Source organism: Caldimonas brevitalea (assembly GCF_001017435.1).
Taxonomy (GTDB): domain Bacteria; phylum Pseudomonadota; class Gammaproteobacteria; order Burkholderiales; family Burkholderiaceae_C; genus Caldimonas; species Caldimonas brevitalea.
Window position 1 is genome coordinate 6,408,398 of sequence record NZ_CP011371.1, and the last position, 21,576, is coordinate 6,429,973.

19 protein-coding genes are annotated in these 21,576 nt (G+C 69.0%); 9 read left to right on the forward strand and 10 right to left on the reverse strand.

Annotated features, from left to right (window positions below):
• Positions 1-35 precede the first annotated feature (35 nt).
• Positions 36-617 carry a hypothetical protein gene (locus tag AAW51_RS27375; protein WP_053013959.1) on the forward strand — a complete coding sequence of 194 codons (582 nt, stop codon included), beginning with the start codon at positions 36-38 and terminating at the stop codon, positions 615-617.
• Positions 618-621: 4 nt separating this feature from the next.
• Here AAW51_RS27375 and AAW51_RS27380 read toward each other — a convergent pair whose 3' ends face one another.
• Positions 622-1,518 carry a LysR substrate-binding domain-containing protein gene (locus tag AAW51_RS27380; protein WP_047197148.1) on the reverse strand — a complete coding sequence of 299 codons (897 nt, stop codon included), beginning with the start codon at positions 1,516-1,518 and terminating at the stop codon, positions 622-624.
• A 104-nt stretch (positions 1,519-1,622) separates the two neighbouring features.
• On the opposite strand from AAW51_RS27380, the gene AAW51_RS27385 reads away from it, so the two are divergent.
• The 3 genes from AAW51_RS27385 to AAW51_RS27395 all read left to right on the forward strand — a co-directional run bounded on the left by AAW51_RS27385 (position 1,623) and on the right by AAW51_RS27395 (position 4,712).
• Positions 1,623-2,225, forward strand: a complete 603-nt coding sequence (locus AAW51_RS27385; protein ID WP_047197149.1) for a short chain dehydrogenase — start codon at positions 1,623-1,625, stop codon at positions 2,223-2,225.
• Positions 2,226-2,411: 186 nt separating this feature from the next.
• The gene (locus tag AAW51_RS27390; protein ID WP_047197150.1) at positions 2,412-2,783 is read left to right on the forward strand and encodes a NirD/YgiW/YdeI family stress tolerance protein; all 372 of its coding nucleotides are present in this window, start codon (positions 2,412-2,414) and stop codon (positions 2,781-2,783) included.
• A 252-nt stretch (positions 2,784-3,035) separates the two neighbouring features.
• Positions 3,036-4,712 carry a GMC family oxidoreductase gene (locus AAW51_RS27395; protein ID WP_047197151.1) on the forward strand — a complete coding sequence of 559 codons (1,677 nt, stop codon included), beginning with the start codon at positions 3,036-3,038 and terminating at the stop codon, positions 4,710-4,712.
• Positions 4,713-4,734: 22 nt separating this feature from the next.
• On the opposite strand, the gene AAW51_RS27400 is transcribed toward AAW51_RS27395, so the two are convergent.
• From AAW51_RS27400 to AAW51_RS27420, 5 genes are all read right to left on the reverse strand, one after another.
• The gene (locus AAW51_RS27400; RefSeq protein WP_047197152.1) at positions 4,735-7,041 is read right to left on the reverse strand and encodes a PAS domain-containing sensor histidine kinase; all 2,307 of its coding nucleotides are present in this window, start codon (positions 7,039-7,041) and stop codon (positions 4,735-4,737) included.
• A 25-nt stretch (positions 7,042-7,066) separates the two neighbouring features.
• The gene (locus AAW51_RS27405) at positions 7,067-8,497 is read right to left on the reverse strand and encodes a superoxide dismutase family protein (protein ID WP_053013960.1); all 1,431 of its coding nucleotides are present in this window, start codon (positions 8,495-8,497) and stop codon (positions 7,067-7,069) included.
• A gap of 1 nt (position 8,498) precedes the next feature.
• Positions 8,499-9,752 (reverse strand): PQQ-dependent sugar dehydrogenase, encoded by a 1,254-nt coding sequence (locus tag AAW51_RS27410; protein ID WP_047197153.1) that lies wholly within the window; start codon positions 9,750-9,752, stop codon positions 8,499-8,501.
• Between the two features lie 145 nt (positions 9,753-9,897).
• Positions 9,898-11,187, reverse strand: coding sequence for an HD-GYP domain-containing protein (locus AAW51_RS27415; RefSeq protein WP_047197154.1), 1,290 nt, complete (start codon positions 11,185-11,187; stop codon positions 9,898-9,900).
• Positions 11,188-11,349: 162 nt separating this feature from the next.
• On the reverse strand, positions 11,350-12,018 hold the full coding sequence (locus AAW51_RS27420; RefSeq protein WP_047197155.1) for a glutathione S-transferase: 669 nt from the start codon (positions 12,016-12,018) through the stop codon (positions 11,350-11,352).
• A gap of 402 nt (positions 12,019-12,420) precedes the next feature.
• Here AAW51_RS27420 and AAW51_RS27425 point away from each other — a divergent pair, with 402 nt between their 5' ends.
• The 3 genes from AAW51_RS27425 to AAW51_RS31060 all read left to right on the forward strand — a co-directional run bounded on the left by AAW51_RS27425 (position 12,421) and on the right by AAW51_RS31060 (position 16,065).
• A complete protein-coding gene (locus AAW51_RS27425; RefSeq protein ID WP_047197156.1) occupies positions 12,421-13,185 on the forward strand; it encodes a TSUP family transporter in 765 nt (254 codons plus the stop codon).
• A gap of 160 nt (positions 13,186-13,345) precedes the next feature.
• Positions 13,346-15,220, forward strand: coding sequence for a sensor histidine kinase (locus AAW51_RS28660; RefSeq protein WP_169788096.1), 1,875 nt, complete (start codon positions 13,346-13,348; stop codon positions 15,218-15,220).
• A 188-nt stretch (positions 15,221-15,408) separates the two neighbouring features.
• Complete coding sequence (locus AAW51_RS31060; RefSeq protein ID WP_053013962.1) at positions 15,409-16,065, forward strand: PEP-CTERM sorting domain-containing protein; 657 nt, start codon at positions 15,409-15,411, stop codon at positions 16,063-16,065.
• A 49-nt stretch (positions 16,066-16,114) separates the two neighbouring features.
• Here AAW51_RS31060 and AAW51_RS27440 read toward each other — a convergent pair whose 3' ends face one another.
• Both AAW51_RS27440 and AAW51_RS27445 read right to left on the reverse strand, forming a co-directional pair.
• On the reverse strand, positions 16,115-17,650 hold the full coding sequence (locus AAW51_RS27440) for a malonate--CoA ligase (protein ID WP_047198394.1): 1,536 nt from the start codon (positions 17,648-17,650) through the stop codon (positions 16,115-16,117).
• A gap of 146 nt (positions 17,651-17,796) precedes the next feature.
• Positions 17,797-18,735, reverse strand: coding sequence for a LysR family transcriptional regulator (locus tag AAW51_RS27445; RefSeq protein WP_047197157.1), 939 nt, complete (start codon positions 18,733-18,735; stop codon positions 17,797-17,799).
• 120 nt (positions 18,736-18,855) lie between these two features.
• Here AAW51_RS27445 and AAW51_RS27450 point away from each other — a divergent pair, with 120 nt between their 5' ends.
• Both AAW51_RS27450 and AAW51_RS27455 read left to right on the forward strand, forming a co-directional pair.
• Positions 18,856-19,500: a glutathione S-transferase family protein gene (locus AAW51_RS27450; protein WP_047197158.1), complete on the forward strand. Its 645-nt coding sequence runs from the start codon at positions 18,856-18,858 to the stop codon at positions 19,498-19,500.
• A 38-nt stretch (positions 19,501-19,538) separates the two neighbouring features.
• The gene (locus AAW51_RS27455; RefSeq protein ID WP_047197159.1) at positions 19,539-20,528 is read left to right on the forward strand and encodes a pyridoxamine 5'-phosphate oxidase family protein; all 990 of its coding nucleotides are present in this window, start codon (positions 19,539-19,541) and stop codon (positions 20,526-20,528) included.
• Between the two features lie 44 nt (positions 20,529-20,572).
• On the opposite strand, the gene AAW51_RS27460 is transcribed toward AAW51_RS27455, so the two are convergent.
• Together AAW51_RS27460 and AAW51_RS27465 are read right to left on the reverse strand one after the other, a co-directional pair.
• Entirely contained in the window at positions 20,573-20,950 is a 378-nt protein-coding gene (locus AAW51_RS27460; protein ID WP_047197160.1) for an Hsp20/alpha crystallin family protein, read from the reverse strand.
• A gap of 26 nt (positions 20,951-20,976) precedes the next feature.
• On the reverse strand, positions 20,977-21,432 hold the full coding sequence (locus tag AAW51_RS27465; RefSeq protein ID WP_047197161.1) for an Hsp20/alpha crystallin family protein: 456 nt from the start codon (positions 21,430-21,432) through the stop codon (positions 20,977-20,979).
• Positions 21,433-21,576: the final 144 nt, after the last annotated feature.

The window sequence follows — 21,576 nt, forward strand, 5'->3', positions numbered from 1 at the left end:
GGTCTGCGGCACAACCCACAGGAGGAGAAGCTTCGGTGACCCGCGACGCGCTGCTGTCGATGCTGATGTATTTCGTGATCCCGATCTGGTTCATCGCCGGCATTGCCGACTGGCTGTGCCACCGCGCGACCCGCATCGAGCACACCAGTGGGCCCAAGGAGTCGCTGATCCATTTGCTGATGTTTGCGCAGGTCGGGCTGCCGCTGGCAGCGGCGCTGATGTTCGAGATCAACGCCCTGCTCATCGCGTTGTTCATCGTGATGTTCTTGCTGCACCAGGCCACGGCGTTGTGGGACGTCAGCTACTCCGTGAAGCTGCGCCCGATACCCCCCATCGAGCAGCACGTGCACAGCTTCCTCGAGATGTTGCCGCTGATGGCGATGCTGATGGTGTTCGCGATGCACTGGGGCCAGTTCCTGGCCCTGTTCGGCCAGGGTGACGAAGCGCCCCGCTTCGTGCTGGAGCTGAAGGACGATCCGCTGCCGCTGCACTACGTGGTCGGCGTGCTGGTGGCAGCGGCCTTGATCGAGTTCGCACCTTTCGTCGAGGAACTGATCCGGGGTCTGCGGGCGCGCGCCCGCGTCGGCAACCGCCGCACCGACGCACCCCGCCCCTGAACGTTCAGGCCACCGACGACGGGGCCATACACGCCAGCAGGTGCGCGATGAAGCTGCGCAACTTGGGCAGGGCCTGCCGATCGGGCAGATAGACGAGGTGCACCGGCCGCGGTGCCGGCAGGAAGTCGTCCAGCACCGGCACCAGTCGCCCCGCCGCCAGGTCGTCGGCCACCAGCACCTCCGGTTGCATCAGCAGCCCGGCGCCTTGCAAGGCCGCGCGGCGCAGCGCCTCGCCATTGTTCGACGCGAACACCGCGTCCTGCGGCCAGTCGCCGCCCGGCTCACCGCCCATCAGCTGCCAGCTTGTGCGGCGTGTCCACACCAGGTGGCTGAGGCAACGGTGCCGGGGCAGATCGGCGGGTGACAGCGGCCGGCCATGGCGGCGCAAATACTCGGGCGCCGCGCACACCACCACGCGGTAAGGCGCCAGCGGCCTGGCCACCAAGTGCGCGTCGACGCGCTCGCCGATGCGCACCGCCAGGTCGTAGCCCTCCTCGACCAGATCGACCAGGCTGTCGCTGAGCACCAGTTCGACACGCACCTGCGGATGGCGCTGCAGGTAGTCGCCGACGTGCGCGGCCACCACCGCCGCCCCCAGCGTGACCGGCGCGCTGACGCGCAGCAGCCCGCTCGGCTCGGACCGCAGCCCCTCGATCGAGGCCTCGGCCCAGCGCACCTGTTCCAGCACCTTCTTGCAGTCTTCACAGTAGGCACGCCCGGCCTCGGTCAGGTGCTGGCGGCGGGTGGTGCGCTGGATCAAACGTGTGCCCAGATAGGTTTCCAGTTCCTGGACATGCTTGCCGACCATCACGGCCGACAGGTCGAGCCGCCGCGCCGCCGCGGCGAAGCTGCCCGCCTCGGCGACCGCGACGAAAACCTCCATGCTGCGCAGCTTGTCCATCGATTCAAAACCAACAGTTTCGGATGCGCGAAATTTATCGCCATTTATCGCATCGAGACGAAGCAAAACAATCGGGCTTCCTTCCACCTCTCTCAGGAGTCCTGATGAAAAAAATCCTCCTCATCGGTGCCACCGGCACCGTCGGCTCGGCGGTCGCGCAGCAACTCGGCGAGCGTCACCAGGTGATCCGGGTCGGTCGCCGCGGCGGCGACCACCAGGTCGACATCACCGACGCCGGCAGTGTCGACCGCTTGTTCGCCGCCGTCGGCCGGGTCGACGCGATCGTCTCGACGACCGGCCAGCTGCACTTCGGACCGCTCGCCGACACCACCCCGGACCAGTTCGCCATCGGCCTGCACGACAAGCTGCTCGGGCAGGTGCGGTTGGCGCTGGTCGGGCAGCACCACCTGAACGACGGCGGCTCGATCACGCTGACCACTGGCATCGTGGCGCAGGAACCGATCGCGCAGGGGGCCAACGCGACCACCGTCAATGCTGCGCTCGAAGGTTTTGTGCAGGCCGCCGCCATCGAGCTGCAGCGCGGGCTGCGCATCAACGCGGTCAGCCCCAGCGTGCTCACCGAGTCGTGGGCCGGCTACGGACCGTTCTTCCCGGGCTTCGAGCCGGTCCCGGCCGCGCGCGTCGCGCTGGCGTATCAGCGTGCGGTCGACGGCGCGCAGAACGGGCGTGTCTACCGCGTGTGGTGAGCCAGGCGGCCCCGGCTGGCAAGTTTTGCTCCCGGGCCGCAATAGTTGCCGGGCCAGAGGTGGCAGGTCCTGCCGCACCTGACGGCAGCGGGGCCTTGGGGCCCGGCACGCTTTCCGCTACTGGCGATGGCCGGCTCGGCGCGGCACCTGGGGCCAGGTGCCGCCGGCTGCGACCAGGAGACCGCCATGCCCAGCTCGATCCAACTGCTCTTGCCCGTGCTCGTGATGCTCGGCGGCCCTCGCGTTGGCGCTCAGGCGCCGGCCCCGGCGCCGCAGGCCCAGCAGCCCCAACAACAGGCCGTCTCGGACATCTTGCGCGCCCCCATCGAAGGCCGCGAGGTGCGGCTGCGGGGGCGGTTGATGCGCGGCGTCGGCGAGGGCAAGTATCTGTTTTCGGACGGCTCCGGGACCATCCGGCTCGACGCCTCCCAGATCCAGCTGCCCCACGACACCAAGCTGAGCGGCCAGACCACCGTCGAGGTGATCGGCGAGGTCGGCAGCGGCGTGTTCGACGCGCCTTCGGTGCAAGTGCACAGCGTCACGCTGATCTCGCCCTGACCCCGGCCACGCAGCAGCGCGGCGCGTCGTAGACTGCGCCTGCCGCCAGGGCTGTTCACACGCTTGCAGGCCACCGGCCCTGCGGGCGATCTCCGCAAAGCGAGGTCTTACAGGCACCGCTTTGTGTCCTCATGCGAGTCCTCGCAGCGTGTGAACAGGGCACCAGACACGAACAACAGGCCGCGCGGCGCGACCGGCATCCGCACGCCCCCCTGGCGGCTCCGGCGCGCACAGCGTGCCGCGGAGACCCCCGTGCCGAGTTCCTCGACTTCCGACAGCTTCGACTACGTCATCATCGGCGCCGGCACCGCCGGCTGCCTGCTCGCCAACCGTCTGAGCCGCGATGGCCGCCACCGGGTGCTGCTGCTGGAAGCCGGGCGGCGTGACGACTACCACTGGATCCACATCCCGGTCGGCTACCTGTACTGCATCGGCAACCCCCGCACCGATTGGCTCTACCACACCGAAGCCGAGCCCGGCCTCAACGGCCGTCAGCTGCGCTACCCGCGTGGCAAGGGGCTGGGGGGCTGCTCGAGCATCAACGGCATGATCTACATGCGCGGCCAGCGGCGCGACTACGACGGCTGGGCGGCCCTGTGCCGCGACGACAGCTGGCGCTGGGACGCCTGCCTGCCCTACTTCAAGCAGCATGAAAACCACTGGCGCCTGGACCCCCTGCACGCCGACCAGGCCTCCGACGCCTTCAAGGCCGCCCATGGCCACGGCGGTGAATGGCGGGTGGAGCGCCAACGTTTGCGCTGGGACGTGCTCGACGCCTTCGCGTTGGCGGCGCAGCAGGCCGGTGTCCCCGCGAGCGACGATTTCAACCGCGGCGACAACGAGGGCGTGGGCTATTTCGAGGTCAACCAGCGCGCGGGCTGGCGCTGGAACACCGCCAAGGCGTTTTTGCGCCCGGTGTGTTTGACCCGGCCCAATTTCGTACTCTGCACCGGTGCCCATGTGACACGCTTGTCGACCGAGCGCGATGCCGACGGCGTGTTGCGGGCGACCGGCTGCGAGGTGGTGACGCGCGAGGGCCGCCGCACGGTGACGGCGACGCGGGAGGTGATCCTCGCGGCCGGCGCCATCGGTACGCCCCAACTGCTGCAGCTGTCGGGCATTGGTCCGGCCGACTGGCTGCACCGGCATGGCATCGCGGTGCAACACGACCTCCCGGGCGTCGGCGAGAACCTGCAGGACCACCTGCAGATCCGCGCGGTGTATGCGGTGCAAGGCGTGAAGACGCTCAACACGCTGGCCCGCTCGTGGTGGGGCAAGGCCATGATCGGGCTCGAATATGCCTGGCGTCGCAGCGGGCCGATGAGCATGGCGCCTTCGCAGCTGGGCGCGTTCACGCGTTCCTCACCCGAGCAGCCCTGGCCCAACCTCGAATACCACGTGCAGCCGCTGTCGCTCGACGCGTTCGGCGAGCCGCTGCACCGGTTCAACGCCTTCACCGCCAGCGTCTGCAACCTCAACCCCAGCAGCCGCGGCCACGTGCGGGTGCACTCGCCCCGCTTCGAAGACGCACCGCAGATCCGCCCGTGTTACCTGAGCACCGAGGCCGACCGGCAGGTCGCGGCCGACTCCTTGCGCATGACACGGCGCATCGTGTCGCAGCCGGCCTTGCAGCGCTTCAGGCCCGAGGAAGTGAAACCCGGCGTGCAATACCAGAGCGACGAAGAACTGGCGACGCTGGCCGGCGACATTGCCACCACCATCTTTCATCCGGTCGGCACCTGCCGCATGGGCCGGCCCGACGACCCGATGGCGGTGGTCGATCCGCGTCTGCGCGTGCGCGGTGTGCGTGGGCTGCGGGTGGTCGACGCGAGCGTGATGCCCACCATCACCAGCGGCAACACCAATTCACCGACCTTGATGATGGCCGAACGCGCTGCGGAGTGGATTCTGGCGGCCTCCACCGGCTGAAGAAGAAGGTGAAGGCCTTGGCCTAATTCCGCGCCGCAGCCACCCGACGCAGATCGGCCGCCACCTCGCCCAAGTCGATCGGCTTCGTCCAATAGCCGGTGAAGCCAGCTTCGCGCGCACGGCGGATGTCGTCGGGCAGCGCATCGGCCGAGCACATGAAGGCCGGCACGTGCTCGAGGCCGGGCACCTGGCGCAACTGCGCCAACAACTCGAACCCGTTCAGGTCCGGCAGATTGGCATCGAGCGCCAGCACGTCGGGCGGCCATACACGTGCCAGTTGAATGCCCTGCTCGGCGCTGTCGGCCACGCGCAACTCGACCTCGGTCTGCAGCCGCATGGCCTCCTCGAACAGCAAGGCATTGACCGGGTTGTCCTCGACATACAGCAGCCGCAAGCGTGCGCCGCCGCCCGCGGCGTCCGGCACCGGCACCGACAACGGCGGTGGCACCGGGGGTTCGGCCGGCCCGGCCGGCCGCCGCAGCAGCACCGCCATCACCAGCGGCAGCTCGACGCAGGCCTGGGTGCCTTGTTCCGGGACGCTGCTCAGCCTGAGCGTGCCGCCCATCTCCTCGAGGAAGCGGCGCGCGATGATCAGACCGAGGCCGGTCCCTTCGATGGCCGAGCTTTCGTGTCCGAGGCGCTCGAAGGGCTGGAACAAGGCCGCCATCTGCGCTTCGGTCATGCCGTGCCCGGTGTCCGCGACCACCAGACGGATCGCACCCTCCTGGGTCTCTTCGGTCGACAGCCGCACGCTACCGCCGTGCCGGTTGTACTTGATCGCATTCGAGACCAGGTTCAGCAGCACCTGGCGCAAGCGTTGTTCGTCGGCCTGCACCATCACACCGGCCGGCACGTGCTGCTGCAGGTGCACGTTGTTTTGCTCGGCGAGCGGCCGGAGCAGTTCGGCCGTCTCGGCCGCAACATGGCCCAACTCGACCGGCCCGAGCTGCAGCTTCAGCGCGCCCTCCTCGACCTGCTGCAGGTCGAGCACGTCGTTGACCAGCGCGACCATGTGCCGCCCCGCGTGCAGGATGTGATGCAGTTGCTCGGCCTGCTCGGTGTCGCGGCGCTTGGCGGCCTGGTGCGCGAGCAGTTGGGCAAAGCCCAGCACCGCATTGAGCGGCGTGCGCATCTCGTGGCTGAGCCGCGCCAGAAAGCGTGTCTTGGACCGGCTGGCGCGTTCTGCGGCCTCGGCCACGTGCCGTGTGCGTTCGGCCTCGTGCAAGGCCGACACGTCCCGAAAGTAGACAGCCAGGCCCAGCTCCGACGGATAGGCATGCACCTCGAGCCAGCGCCCGAGCGGCGCGTAGTACTCCTTGAAGTTCACGGCCTGGTGCTGCGCCATCGCACGTTCGTATTCGCGCTGGAACACGCTGCCGACCGCGGTCGGAAACTCGTCCCAGACGTTGCGGCCGAGCAAGGCCTGGCGCGGCCGCTCCAGCACCTCTTCGGCGCGCCGGTTGATATAGGTGAAGCGCCAGTCGCGGTCGAGCGTGAAGAAAGCGTCGGTGAAGCTTTCCAACGTGGTGACCAGCCGGTCCGCCAGCTCGCGCAACTCGCCTTCGGCCTGCTTGCGGTCGGTGATGTCCTGGATGGCCCCGCTGACCTGCACGATCGTGCCGCCGGCGTCGCGCTGCGCCAGACCGATCACACGCACATGGCGTCGCTTGCCCTGGGCGGTGATCAGCTCGGTCTCGAGATCGTAGGGGGTGCCGCGGTGCAGGCATTGCATCACGGCCTGCTGCAGGCGCGCGCGGTCGCGCTCCACGTAATAGCCGAGGGCGGTCTGGAGATCCGGCGTCCAGCCGGGCGGGGTTTCGTAGATGGCCGCCACTTCCTCCGACCACCGCAGGCGCGAGGTGGCCGCGTCCAGCGACCACGCCCCCAGGTGCGCCACGCTGCCCGCGATGCGCAGCAAGGCCTCGTTCTGCCGCAGCCTGTCTTCGGTGCGGTGTTGCTCTGTGAGATCCGAGGCCACTACGAGCGACGCTTCGCGCCCTGCGAAGCGGACCGCTTCGCTGATCAGCTCGACGTCGATCAGCGTGCCGTCGCGGCGGCGGTGGCGCAGGCTGGTGCGATGGTGACGCCCGTCGGACGCCGGCAGCCCAGGGCCCGCGCTGGGATCGGGCGGCGCGTGCAACTCGCCCAGGCTCATCGCCAGAAACTCCGCTTCGCTGTAGCCGTAGTGCTGCAGCGCGGCCCGGTTGACCGCCAGCACCCGCTGCGTCTCGATGCATACCACCCACATCGGCAACGGGTTGCGTTCGAACAAGGTACGCCAGCCCGACGGGTCCTGGCCGCCCCTGTCCTGCGGGTGCTCCTGGCTCATCGCGCGCCTCGCTTCGGCGGCGGCGTCAGGGCCGACCGACCTCGATCACGTCGAAGGGCAGCAGCGGTGGCGGGTTCTTCTGGCGTTCCAACTGCCCGTTGACCACCAGGAGGCCGGCGCCGCGGCCCGCGGCCAGGGTCGTGGGATGCTTGAACGGCAAACCCGTCGTCCGCTGTGCGACGCGGGCCCGCGTGTAGCCCTCGTCGAGTTCCAGCCGCACCAGTTCCGACTCGACATTGCGCACGACGAACAAGCTGCGCCCTTGCAGCAGCAGGCCGTCGCCATGCAGCAGCGACCCGCCGTCCACCGGGATCTCTCGCACTTCGCGGCTGCGCGGGTCGATGCGCCACAACTGGCCGGTGCTGGTCTGCACCGCCAACAGCCAGCGGCCATCCGATGTGGCGACGATTCCGTTGAGGTTGGGTGCGTCGCCGCGGTAGCGGACCGGCGTGGCGCCGAGGTCGAGCCACGCTTCCAGTTGGCGGGGCAAGGGGCCCGCATGAGCTGCCCGGAACAGCACGGGGCGGGCTGAATCGGTCACATAGGCAAAACCGTCGGCGGCCAGCACCACGTCGTTGAGAAAAGTCTGCGGGCCAGATGGAGTGTCGAGCACGGCCTGGGTGCGGCCGGTGGCGGCATCCACCACCGCCAGCTTGCCGCTCGCGCCGCCCGCCACCCACAGCCGGCCCTGTGCGTCGAGCTTCAGGCCGAGGGCGGCCTCGCGGCCCGGCGACCCGCCGAGCGCGAGCAGTTCGGCCTTGGCGCGGCCGGGCACCAGCTTGTAGAGGTGGCCCTCGGACGACGAGCCCACATAGGCCACGCCGGTCTTCTCGTCGACGGCGATGCCCTCGGGAAACACGTTGGCGCCGTCGAAGGTGTGGCGTGCCAGCGGCGTGCGCCCCGGCAAGTCGATCACACCACAGGCGATGCGGGGTCCGGCATTGCCGGCCGGGTCGCTGCGGTAGTCGTCGGGCCGCTCGTGCACCACCAGGCTGCGGCCCAGCACCGAGGTCTTGTCACCTGGCCGGGCCGTCAGCTTGGCGCTGCGCAGCGTGAGGCGGGCACGCCCGTCGGGGCCGACGGCGAGGTTGGGCAGGTCGCCGCCGTGCACCTGGTCGGCCGGGGCGGAGGGGTCGCCGTGGTTGCGGCTTTGGGTCGGGTCGAAATGCGGGCCGGCGGCACCGAAAGGCACCACCTTGTTTTCGGCCGGGTCGGGCCCGGGCGCGCACTCGCCATGGCGGTGCACATGCACGGCATGCTGGCCCGGCGGCAACCCCTGCAGGTCGAGGTCGATCTGCAGGCCTTGCGGCGTGTCGGTGAAGCGGGCCGTGCCTTTGGCAAGGCCGGCGCTGTCGACCAGCGTGGCCGAGGCAGCGGAAGCCGGGGGCTGGGCGGTCGCGGAGCCGACCAGCATGAGCAGGGCTGCGAGGGTGTGGGCGTGGTGGTGCTGCTTCATCTCATTTGCCCTCGTAGCGCACGCGGTAGATCACGCCGTTTTCGTCTTCGGCCACGAGCAGGGAGCCGTCCGCCGCTTGCGCCAGCCCGGCCAACCGGCCGAAGCGCGCCGGCCGGCGCGCCTCCTGGTGCTCGTCGGCGGCCGTGCTGCCCCCTGGCTGCGTGAGCGGCGCCGGCGGCGGCATCAGCCAACCGGAAACGAAGTCGTCGATGCCGACCGGCTTGCCGGCATTGTCGAAGCGCACCCGCACCACCTTGTAGCCGCTCGGCGCGGCGCGGTTCCACGACCCTCGCATCGCGACGAAGGCACTGTGCCGGTACTCCGCGGGGAACTGGCTGCCGGTATAGAAGAGCAGCCCCAGGGGCGCGGCATGCGCGGTGTAGGTGAGCACGGGCGGCTCGGTGCGCAAGCAGAACTCGGCCTTGGTGGTATGCGGCGGCTCGTTGGCCTGCAGCCGGTCGACCTGCCGGTCGCCATAGCAATAGGGCCAGCCGTAGTGCTTGTGCTTATCGATGCGGTTCAGCTCCTCGGGCGGCTGGTCGTCGCCACGCCCATCGGACCCATGGTCGAAGCCATACAGCGCGCCCGTCACCGGGTGCCAGGCGAAGCCGATCGTGTTGCGCAAGCCGCGCGCATAAACGTCGCGCGCCGAGCCGTCGGGTGCGGCGACGAGCAGCGTGGCACTTTCGGCGTTGGTCTCGCGGCAGTTGTTGCAGGTGGAGCCGACGGTGATGTAGAGCAGGCCGTCGGGGCCGATGGCGAGCGTGCGGTTCGGGTGCTGCCCGGCATCGGGCAAGTCCTTGATGAGGACCCGCGGTGTGCCCAGGCCACCGTCGGGCTGCACGTCGGCCACCAGCACCTTGCGGTCGGACGCCAGGTAGAGCTGCCGTCCATGCAGGTACAGGCCATTGAGCCACTTGATGTTCTGCGCGACCGTCTTGCGCTCGTCGGCCACGCCGTTGCCATCGGTGTCACGTAGCAGCAGCACGTCGCCCTGCTCGCGGCGCGACGCGTAGACGTCGCCGTTGGGCGCCACCTGCAGCCAGCGCACGTTCTGCAGGTCACGCGCGTACACCGACACCTTGAAGCCCGGCGGCACGGTCAGCCGTGACAGCAGCCGTTCGTCGAACGGCACCGGGGTCGGGTCCACCACAGCACCCGTCAGCGGGTGCGGCCCGTCTCCGGGCGGCAACTGGGCCAGCACCGCCGGTGCAGCCACGATCAGGCCCGCCAGCACTGCGAGGGGCGAGGTCATCACATGCTCTCCTGGGAATTTGACCCGGGCGCACTGAGCACGGCGACCTGCCGTACTTCGCCCGTTGCAAGCCAGGCAGCAAGAAGCAATCCCAGATGGGACGGCGCCTGGCGCCCTTTGCAGCGCCTGTCGCGGCCCGTCCGGTTCAGGTGCCAGCGTTGAAGATGGCCACCACTTCCACCGCCAGATCGGCGTGCTGCGCGGAGGTGCGCTGAACGCGCAAGGTCAGTTCGCGGCCCAACTCCTGCAGGCGCCAGCGGATCTCGCGCAGCACCAGCGTGAGCTCGAGTTGGATGGCAGGCGAGACCTCCCCCTGGCGCAGGCGCTGCAACTCGTCGGGGTTGCGGGTGTTGACGCCGGCGCTGATGAGGGCCATGCAGATGCGCTCGTAGCGAAACGCGGCGCCGCTGAAGGTATGCCGCGTCGCCGGGTCGATCGTCGCCAGCCGGGCGGCCAGCAGGGGTCGCAGTTGGTCGACCCGCTGCATGCCCGCCACCAGGTGCTCGACTTGCGCCAGCGTGTCGTCCCAGGGCGGCAACACCGGCGCTTCGAGTTCGGCGGCCAGAGCCGCGCGGTTGGACGCCACCGCATCGATCAGCGCGCGGTCGAACTCGTCAGGCACCAGCTTCAGCGCCACGCAGGCGCTGTTGAGCGGCGTGCGGCTGCCCTCTGCGATACCGGCCAGCAGTTCGCTCGCGCCCAGGATGCGCCCGGGCCTGCCGATCGCATCGCCCTTCAGGCCGGCCGGGTAGCCGAAGCCGTCGAGGCGTTCATGGTGCTGCAGCACCGCCTCGGCCACGCTCTTGTGGAGTTGCGGGATGTCGCTGATCAGGCGGTGAGCCACCAACGGGTGGACGCAGACCTGCTTCCATTCGGCCAGGCTGAGCGCGCCACCGCTTTGCAGCACCGCGGGGTCGATGTAGAGCTCGCCGACATCGTGGAACAGGCCCGACAGCATCGCGGCCTGCAGTTGCGTCTCGTGGTCGTGCTGCAGGCGCTGGTGCAGCGAGATGGCCAGCAGGCTCACGGCGACCGCATGGTCGAGCTTGTGCGGGTCCTGGCCGCAATAGAGCGTCAGCAGCGTCTGCAAGGTGTCGATCGACGGAAAGGCACTCAAGCAGCCGAGCGCCGACTTGGTCGCCGCGGGCAGTCGCACCGCCTTCAAGGTCGCGTGCTGTTCGAGCAGACGCAGACCGGCCTCGGCCAGTTGCTCGCTCGACACGCCGCCGGCCACGCGCAAACTGCTCTCCAACGGCTTGCGCAGCTTGTACTCCAGCAGCCGCTCCCTGACGCGCTCGTCGATGCGCGCGCCCTTGCTGAGCAACTTCATCCCGTTGCCCGCGACGATGTCCTCGGTTGCCTCGATCTCCTGCGACTTGGCCGCATCCATGACCCGGTCGAGGTAGTGGCGGTTCACATCGGCAGGGGCGGTCATGGCGGGCACCGGCAGCGGCGCGGCAAGCAGGCCGCTGCTCGGGAAGCAGTCGTGGTGACCGTTTTATCGGCCGGTACGTCGCCGCCCTTGAGCAGCGCCGTGCGCAAAAAGTCCAGAACGTGCTGACAACGGGCTGAACAAGGTACAGGGCCCGCCCTGCGCTTACTTCAGCCGGAACGGCCCGCCTTTTTCCAGCGCACGGCGATAGGCAGGGCGGGCGTGGAGACGCTCGAGAAAGTTCATCAGCCGGGGCCGGCTCTGGTCGAGCCCTGCTCGCGCGGCGGCCGCCTCGAGCGGGAAGCTCATCTGGATGTCGGCCGCACTGAAGGTGTCGCCGGCAAACCAATCACGCCCGGCCAGTTCACCCTCGAGGAAATCGAGGTGACGAGCCAACTGGGGCGTGACCATCATCGCCTTTGCGCGGCCGGCGATCGAGCGGGCCACGGGCTTGGCGAAGAACGGCATCGGCGCGGTCTCGATGCGATCGAAGATCAGCTTCAGCAGCAAGGGTGGCATCGCCGAGCCCTCGGCATAGTGCATCCAGTAGGTGTAGCGCAGCCGCTCGGGGCTGCCTTCCGGCGGCACCAGTCGGCCGGCGCCATAACGCCCGGCCAGGTACTCCAGAATGGCCCCGGACTCCGCCAGCGTCAGGTCGCCGTCGCTGATCACGGGCGACTTGCCCAGCGGGTGCACGGCGACCAGCGAGGCCGGCGCGAGCATGGTCTTCGGGTCGCGCTCGTAACGCTTCACTTCATAAGGAAGTTCGAGTTCTTCGAGCAACCAGAGCACACGCTGAGAGCGGGAGTTGTTGAGGTGGTGGACGACGATCATCTGCACTCCGCAAGGCCGTGACGGGCCGGTGACGAGGCCGCCAGCATGCCCGAATTGGGCGCGAGACGGTGCCCAGCCGAGAGGCCGAAGGCCGTCGGCAAAGATTCGACTGCTCGAAAATAGGGCAGGAAAACCCCTAGTGCTGACGTGCGATCATCAGCCTACAGTCACGTCACTCGCTGCGAGCCCGGCCTTCCAGGTGCTTGCACAGGGCGGGGGTCTGAGGAGACACAGAGAAGCAGTACAAAAGTACTCTGTGACGCATAGCGAATGTCACAATTGCGAGGGCGCTGGCCGATGTCAGCGCCCTTTGTTTTTGTGCTGCGCCATGGCGGCATCGCGGCCCACATGCCCGCGGCAGCCCGCGGTCGAGGCGCTTCAACTCTTCACCATGTCCCTCTGATGTTCGAGTTCGTCTTCGTCACGCTCGCGTCCGGGTTTGCCGGTTTCATCGACGCGATCGTCGGCGGCGGCGGCCTGATCCTGGTGCCGGCACTGTTCGGTGTTTTCCCCGGCGCCGCCCCCGCGACGCTGTTCGGCACCAACAAGGGTGCCGCGGTCTGGGGCACGGCCTGGGCCACGCTGCAGTACGCCCGACGGGTCGAGATGGTGTGGTCGGCGCTGCTGCCCGCTGCCGCGGCAGCCTTGTGCGGCGCGGCGCTGGGTGCCTGGACCGTCACGCAAGTCTCTCCGGAGGGCCTGCGCAAGGCGCTGCCGCTGATCCTGCTGGCGGTGCTGCTCTACACGCTCGCACGCAAGGACCTGGGGCGCGAGCATGCGCGCCGTTTCGGTGGCGGCATCGAGGCCGCCCTCGCCTCGATCATCGGCCTGCTGGTGGGCTTTTACGACGGCTTTTTCGGCCCGGGCACCGGCAGCTTCTTCGTGTTCCTGTTCGTGCGAGTGCTCGGCTACGACTTCCTGCACGCGTCGGCCAGTGCCAAGCTGTTGAACACCGCCACCAACCTGTCGGCGCTGGCCCTGTTCATCTCCAAGGGGCACATCTGGTGGCACTACGCGCTGGTGATGGCGGTCGCCAACATCGCCGGCAGCCTGCTCGGCACCCGGCTGGCCCTGCGCCACGGTGCGGGCTTCGTCCGCGGCGTGTTCATTGCCGTGGTGTCGGCGCTCATCTTGAAGACCGGCTACGACGCCTTCCTCGCTGCTTGAAGCCCTCGGTGCGGTGGCCACCGTTGTGGCCCTGCTTCACCTGCCAGGGGTCAAGCGTGCAATCCGCCACCCCATCAGGCGATCAAGCCCGCAGGCGCCTGGGTCGATGCGCCATGCGCTGCGCATGCGAGTACAGTCCGGCGCCATCCACGGATGGAACATGCGCAGCAGTACCCTTGCCCTACCGTCGCGGCGCCGCTCCGGCGTGAGCACGCGCGTCAAGATCGGGCTGGGGTTCGGCAGCCTGGCCCTCGCCGTGTTCTTGTTCGTCGGCTGGGCGTCGGCCCGATCGGCCCGCCTGCAGGTCACGGCCGACGCCGGCCTCAGCCTCGCCGAAGTCGCACGCCACCTGTCGTCGTCGCTCGACGCGGGCATGGGCGAACGCTACCGTGAGATCCAGAACATCGCGGGACTCGAACACCTGCACCGCCGCGAACTGGACCCCGCCGCCTGGCGTGTGGTTCTCGAACAGCTGCAGCAATCGTTTCGCCACTACGCCTGGATCGGCGTGACCGACCCGCAGGGTGTGGTGGTGGCCGCCACCGGCGGCGTGCTCGAAAAGCGCGACGTGGCGCAGCGCCCGTGGTTCGTCGAAGCACGCACCCGGCCCTTTGTCGGCGACGTGCACGACGCGGTGCTGCTGGCGCGCTTGCTGCCGCAGGTCGACAACGAGCCCCTGCGTCTGGTCGATGTGGCAGCGCCGATACGCGAGGGCGAACGTATGGTGGGCGTGCTCGGCGCCCACCTGAGCTGGAAATGGGCTCAAGAGCTCCGCGAGCAGGCGCTCGCGCCGGTGGAGGCGGCACGGCACATCGAGGTGATCGTGGTCAACCGCGCGGGCGAGCAGCTGCTGGGCCCCAAGGGCGGACCCCGCGTTCCATTGGCACCGGCCACCGTCGAACGGCTGACGCAACAGCGCCATGGCATCGAGCCCTGGCAGGACGGTCGGCGCTACCTCAGCGCCGCCCATCGCGCCGGCCCGCGCGCCGGCTACCCCGGCCTGGGTTGGACCGTGCTGGTGCGCCAGCCGGTCAGCATCGCGACGGCGCCGGCGCGCCACCTGCAGTGGCGGATCTGGGGTTATGGCCTGTTCGGCGTGCTCGGCTTCGGCCTGGCCGGCTGGTGGCTGGCCGGACGGCTCGCCGCGCCGTTGCGCCGCGTCGCGCGCGAGGCGCAATTGCAAGCGCCGCAACACGACGCGGTGGGCGGTTCGCCTCAGGACGAAGTGACGCAGCTGGCGTATGCCCTCGGTGCCCTGGTGACACAGCTGCGCGACCGAGAGCGCGAACTGGTGAGCTTGAACGAGACGCTGGAGCACCGGGTGGCCGAACGCACCCGGGCTTTGGAGCAGGCCAATGCCGATCTGCAGAGCTTCACACGCACCGTCTCGCACGACCTCAAGGGCCCGATCGGCTCGGTGGGCAGCGCCACCCGCATGGCGCTCGAGCTGAGCGGCCCGCAACTCGACACGCGTGCGCGCGACCTGCTCTCGCTCTCGGCCGCCGAGTGCGACCGCCTCGGGGTGCTGGTCGACGAGTTGCTGGCGCTGGCGCGCGTCGACCAGCAGGCGTTGCGCCGCGAGCCGCTGGACATGAAGGCGCTGGCCCAGGCGGCCGCGGCCGATGTGTTGCGCAGCGCTGCGCCCGCCGCCGTGCCACTCGACCTGCGGATCGACGACCTGCCACCGATCGACGGTGACCCGGTGCTGCTGCGACAGGTCTGGCACAACCTGTTGTCCAACGCCGTCAAGTTTTCTCGCCGTGCTGCACAGCCGCGGGTCGAAGTCGGTGTCAGCAGCGACGAGCGGCGCCATGTGTTCCATGTGCGCGACAACGGCGCCGGCTTCGACCGCCAGCTGGCCGATCGATTGTTCGACGTGTTCCAGCGCCTGCACTCTCAAGACGAGTTCCCCGGCACCGGGGTGGGCCTGTCCATCGTCAAGCGCATCGTGAACCGCCACGGCGGCGAGGTGTGGGCCGAGGGTGCGCCGGGCCAGGGCGCCTGCTTCTACTTCGCGTTGCCCCGCTCGGCGTAGGCATGGGATCGGCGTGAAACGCCGAAGGCACGTCCCGCCGCGGCCCACCCTTCCCGCAACAGTTCGACACCAGTGCTTACCCGGGCCTCACCCGGGGCCTTGCACGATGCGTTGGCGGCCTTCCGGGCCGTTTTCCCTCTTCCCGCGGCCGCGGCCGTGCCCTTCGACGATACGACCAGGAGATCTTCATGCAAGCTCTGTCTCGCCAGGCGCGCGCCTGCGCCCTCGTCCTCGGCAGTCTGTTCGCGGCCGGCAGTTCGCTCGCCGCCACGGTGGCCGGTGAACTGTTCGATGTGTCCTATGACGACACCGGCTTCCCCGCAGGTAGCGGCTTCAGCCTGGTCGCGCCCGACACGGTGCGCTTCACGCTGCGCGGTGACGGTGACATCACGGTGGGCCCGACCCCTGACTCGATCGAAACCGACTCGGCCAGCGACTCACTTGGCTTCACGCTGCTGCCGAAGGCGGGCATCACGGTGAGCGGCGTGCAGATGTTCGTCACCGGCAGCTTCGACAACCCGACCGAAAGCGCGACGCTGACCTACAGCGAATCGCTCGCCGCCGCCGGTGCAAGCGACGGCGACGCGGTGTCGTTGGGGGTGTTCACCTCCGGCGCGCTGCCGAGCGGCTCGGAGGTCAGCTTCGCCGGGACCACCCTGCCGGTGGCCGTGTCGTTCAGCTATTTGCTCAACGGCTTCAGCAGCGACCCCTTCGTCGCCTCGACCGCATCGCTGGCCTACATCGATTTCCGCGTCGCGGCCGTGCCCGAGCCGGAAACGTATGCGCTGCTGTTGGCAGGCCTGGGTCTCACCGCCGCCGTCGCGCGGCGTCGCAAGGCCGGCTGAGCGTACCGGCAACGGCTCGGGTTGCAAGCCAGCAGGGCCCGAGCCGGCTTCAGGATGCGAACAGCCGTTGGTGCTGCTCACGCAGTAGCGCCTTCTGCACCTTGCCCATCGCGTTGCGCGGCAACTCGGCGTCGAAGAACACCCGCTTGGGCACCTTGAAGCCGGCGATGCGGTCCTTCAGCGCGGCGATCATCGGACCTTCGGCCAACTCCACGCCCGGCTTGGGCACCACCACCGCCACCACCGCTTCGCCGAAGTCGGGGTGCGGCACGCCGATCACCGCCGACTCGGCCACACCGTCCATCTCGTTCAGATAGCCTTCGACCTCGGCCGGGTAGACGTTGTAGCCGCCGCTGATCACCAGGTCTTTGCTGCGGCCCACGATGGTGAGGTACCCCTCGGCGTCGAAGCGGCCCACGTCGCCGGTCTTGAACCAGCCGTCCGCGGTGAACTCTTCACGCGTCTTCTCGGGCATGCGCCAGTAGCCGGCGAAGACGTTGGGGCCGCGCACTTCGATGCCGCCGATCTCGTTTGCCGGACATGGAGCCCCCGTCTTGGCATCGGTCACCCGCACCTGCACGCCCGGCAACGGCCGGCCGACGGTGCCGCCGCGCCGCTCGCCGTCGGCGGGCTTGCAGGGGTTGGAGGTCAGCATCACCGTCTCGCTCATGCCGTAGCGCTCGAGGATGGTGTGGCCGGTGCGGTCGCGAAAGGCCTCGAAGGTGTCGAGCCGCAGCGGTGCCGAGCCGCTGATGAACAAGCGCATCGAGCGGCAGGCCTCGTGTGTCAGTCCGGGCTCGGCCAGCAGGCGCACATAGAGCGTGGGCACGCCCATGAACACGGTCGCCTGGGGCAGGTGCTCGATGACACGCTGGGGATCGAACCGCGGCAGCCAGATCATCTTGCTGCCCGACAACAGCGCGCCATGGATGGCGACGAACAGGCCATGGATGTGGAAGATCGGCAGCGCATGGATCAACACATCGTCGGGCTGCCAGTCCCAGTAGGCTTTCAAGGTCAGCGCATTGCTGAGCATGTTGCCGTGGGTGAGCATGGCGCCCTTGCTGCGCCCGGTGGTGCCCGAGGTGTAGAGGATCACCGCCAGCTCGTCGTCGCCGGGCTCGACCACCGCGTGTTGGTCGCTCATGTGCGAGGCACGTTCGAGCAAGGAGCCGCTGCGGTCTTCGTTGAGCGTGAAGACATGGGCCGTGCCACGCGAGAAGGCCAGCTTGCTGATGGCCGAGAAGTTGCGCCCGGCGCACACCACCACGCTGGGTTGGGCGTCTTCGATGAAATAGGCCAGCTCGTCCTGTTGGTAGGCGGTGTTGAGCGGCACGTGGACATGGCCCGCTCGCAAGGTCGCGAGGTAGAGCATCAAGGCCTCGACCGACTTGTCGGTCTGCACCAGGATGCGCGCGCCGCGTGGCAGGTCGAGCGAGGCGAACAGGTTGGCGATCATCGCGCTGCCGCGCTCCAGGTCGCGCCAGCGGTAGCGCAGGCCGTCGTCGGTCTCGACGGCGATGGTGTCGAGGTCGTCGGGAAAGGCGGCCCGCAAGGCGGCGTAGAGGTTGGGATGGGCTGGCATGGGGGTGTCGTCGCAGAGGTTCGAGGGGCGCGCACACAGGGCCGGCGCGTCGGCCACGGCAGGCTGCCGAGGGTAGCACCGTGGGACGCGGCATCGGCAGGCCGGTCTCTACCGACTCAACCCTGTGGCATCAGGTGCACTCGCCCTCACCTGCCCTCGGCCTCGGCTGCTGCAGGCATGGGCTCCGGCGCCGCCAGTTGCAGCCGTTCGCGCAGACGGGGCGCGGCAAAGTCGACGAAGGCCCTGACCTTGGCGGCGGCCTTGCGGCCCTCGGGGTAAACCAGATGGACCGGTGTGGGCGGCGGTTCGTGCTCGGCCAGCACGATCTGCAAGCGCCCTGCCACCACGTCAGCGGCGACCTGATAGGACAAGGCGCGTGCGAGCCCGTGGCCGGCCAGCGCCGCACCGATTGCCACGTCGCCGCTGTTGACCACCAGCCGCACGGCCGGCTCTGCGGCCGTGGCATCGCGGCCGAAGCGCCAGGGTGCGGCACGGCCGCCGGTCTGGGCGATGCCGATCGCATGGTGGCCTTGCAAGTCGGCCGGCACGGCCGGTATCCCCCGCCTGCCGAGATAGTCGGGCGAGGCCACCACGACGGCGCGCACCGAGCCGACGCGCACAGCGGTGAGCGACGAATCGGGCAGGCGGGCGATGCGCACCGCGACATCCAGGCCTTCGTCGACCAGGTTCACCACCCGGTCGACGAACAGGCTGCGCACGTTCACCTTGGGATAGGCCGCGAGGAAGTCGAGCAGCAGGGGCGCGACGTGCAGGCGGCCGAACATCGACGACGCCGTCACCGCGAGCCAGCCCTGCGGTTCGGCATAGTCGCCGCCGGCCGCCGCATCGGCTTCCTCCAGGTCTTGCAGGATGCGCTTGCAATCGGCCAGGTAGCGCTCGCCCGCTTCGGTCAGCCGCACGCTGCGGGTGGTCCGGTGCAACAGGCGTGCACCGACCCGCTGCTCGAGCGCCACCACCGCGCGGGTCACCGCCGGGGCGGACAGGCGCAGATGGCGAGCCGCGGCCGCAAAGCCGGCCTGTTCGGCCACGGCGACAAACACGCGCAAGGTGTCGAGACGGTCCATGTCGCTATTCCACGCGGTGGAATGCTGAAGTGTCAACAGCGGCGATTCTGCAAGCGCAGGGCAATGGATAAGGTGGCGGCTGTAGTTTTCACCTGCTCATCGACACACAAAAGGCTTCCCATGAACCCCAACGGCACACACCCCCTTCCCTCACAGCCCCTGCGCCTCTACCGCCATGAACTGTCGGGCCATGCGCACCGCGTCGAGCTGTTGTTGTCGCTGCTGGGCCTGCCCTTCGAGCGGGTCGACGTCGATTTGCGCCGGCGCGAACACAAGCAGCCGGCCTTCCTCGAGAAGAATCCGTTCGGCCAGGTGCCGGTGATCGAGGACGGCGAGCTGACGCTGGCCGACAGCAACGCCATCCTGGTCTACCTCGCGACGCGCTACGACGGCAGTGGCCGCTGGTGGCCGCGCGACCCGGTGGGAGCGGCCAACGTGCAGCGCTGGCTCAGCGTCGCCGCCGGAGCGCTCGTCAACGGGCCCGGCAATGCCCGCCTGGCAGTGCTGTTCCGGCAGCAAGGCGACCCGCAGGCGCAAGAACTCGCGCACGTGTTGCTCGAACGCCTCGAGGCGCACCTTGGGACCCGCGAGTACTTCGCAGCCGATCATCCGACCGTGGCCGACGTGGCCCTCTACAGCTACACGGCGCATGCGCCCGAAGGCGGCGTCTCGCTACAGCCCTATGCACGGCTGCGGGCCTGGCTGCAACGGATCGAGGCACTGCCCGGTTTCGTGCCGATGCAGCGCTCGCCCACGCTGGCTTGAGCGCCATGTCCGCTGGCCCAGATCTGAAGGCGGCTTCCATGTCGCCCCCGCCCCCCGCCTCGCCCGAGACCCTGCCCGGCTGGCCCGGCCCGGGCTCGCCGTTTCATCCGGGCGAGCGCGAACTGCAGGAGCGGGCCGGCCTGCGCGAGCGCATGGAGCAGGTCGGCCGCAAGGTGGTCCGCGGCATGATGCCGGCGCAGCACCGGGAACTGTTCGCCCAGCTGCCCTGGATGCTGGTGGGCAGCCTGGACGCGCAGCAAAGACCTTGTGCCTCGGTGCTGGTCGGGCCGCCCGGCTTCGTGCACGCCCAAGACGAGCGGCATCTGCGCATCGCCTGCCTGCCGCGGGCAGACGAGCCGCTGGCCGCGCATTTGGCGCTCGGCAGCCCGGTGGGCCTGCTGGGGCTGCAGCTCGAGACGCGGCGGCGCAACCGGATGAATGGAGCGGTGGCCGCGCTCGACGAGCAGGGCTTCACGGTGCGAGTGGAGCAGAGCTTCGGCAACTGCCCGCAGTACATCCAGGCGCGCACCCCTCGCTTTGTCGAACGGCCCCACCTGCCCGCCGCATCCTGGCCCGAGGGCACGCTGTTGAGCGAGCATGCACGATCGCTGGTCGCCGGTGCCGACACCTTGTTCATTGCATCGGCGGCGGCGCCGGTGCCGGGTGATGCGTCGCGCGGAGTCGACGTCTCGCACCGCGGCGGACGCAGCGGCTTTGTGCGGCTGTCCGAGCGCGACGGGCAGACGCTGCTGACGCTGCCCGACTACCGGGGCAACTTCATGTTCAACACGCTGGGCAACTTGCAGCTGTGGCCTCACGCCAGCCTGCTGTTCATCGACTTCGATCGGGGCGATGTGTTGCGCCTGGCCGGGCAGACGGAGATCGTCTGGGACGGGCCTGAAGTGGCGACCTTTCCCGGTGCGCAGCGGCTGTTGCGCGTGCAAGTGGAGGCCGGCACGTGGCAGGCGGGGGTGCTGCCGTTGCGGTGGTCGGCGCCCGAGTGGGCGCCGCAACTGCGCGATGCATGAAGCAGGGCGCGCGCGTACAAGGCGCGAGCCCTGCGGCAGTGGCCTCAGGCCACCTGCACGGCGATACGCCGCGGCTGTGCGTGCTCCTGCTTGGGAATGCGCAGGTTGAGCACGCCGTCTTTCAGCGTGGCCTCGATACGGCCGGCGTCGAGTTCACGGCTCAGCGTGAAGGCGCGCCGGTAGCGCGGCACGCGCACTTCGGCATACACCGCTTCCAGGCCTTCGGGCGTGGCTGAGGCCACCGGCCCTTCGATCTGCAGCGTGTCGCCGTCGACCTTCAGCTCCAACTGGTCTTTGGAAACGCCCGGCAGATCGGCCAGCAGCGTGATGCCGGCGTCGTCTTCGAGCACGTCGACACGCGGCACCATGGCACGCACTTCAGTGCCGTTCTGGGGGGTCGTCAATGGCTTGTTGTCGCTCATGATGTTTACCTCCTGGTGCAGCTGCTTCACTGGATCGCGATACGTTGCGGCTGCGGCGATTCACGTCGCGCAATGCTCACGTGCAGCACGCCGTCGCGGTAGGTGGCGGTGACCCGCGAGGGGTCGATGTCCTCGGGCAAGGTGATGGCGCGCTTGAAGCTGCCGTACACCCGCTCGCGGCTGTACACCGTGACCTTGCGGTCTTCCCCTTCGGGCAAGGTCGACGCTCGCTCGCCGGACAGCGTCAACACGCCACGGTCCAGCGTCACGTCGAGCTTGGCAGGGTCGAGGCCAGGCGCGAAGGCGTAGATCTCGACACTGCTCGGTGTGTTGCCGATGTTGAGCGCCGGGAAGGTGCCCGGTGCCACCGAACGGAGGCTGGTCGGCAGACCGGCGCTGCCGAACACGTCGTCCAACTCCCGGCGCAGGCGGTCGAATTCGCCGAACAGGCTGGCCGGGAAGCTCTGCAGGGATGCGTACATGATGCTTCCTCCTCGTGATGTGGGCGGAGCCCGTGCTGCAGGTGTGCACGCCATCGTGGACACGGTTGCAGAGGGCCTCCAGGCCCGAGATAGTTCTGCGCTGCCTGTTTTCAAGAGGCCGCAAGAGGTGGGTTCGCGCGTCGT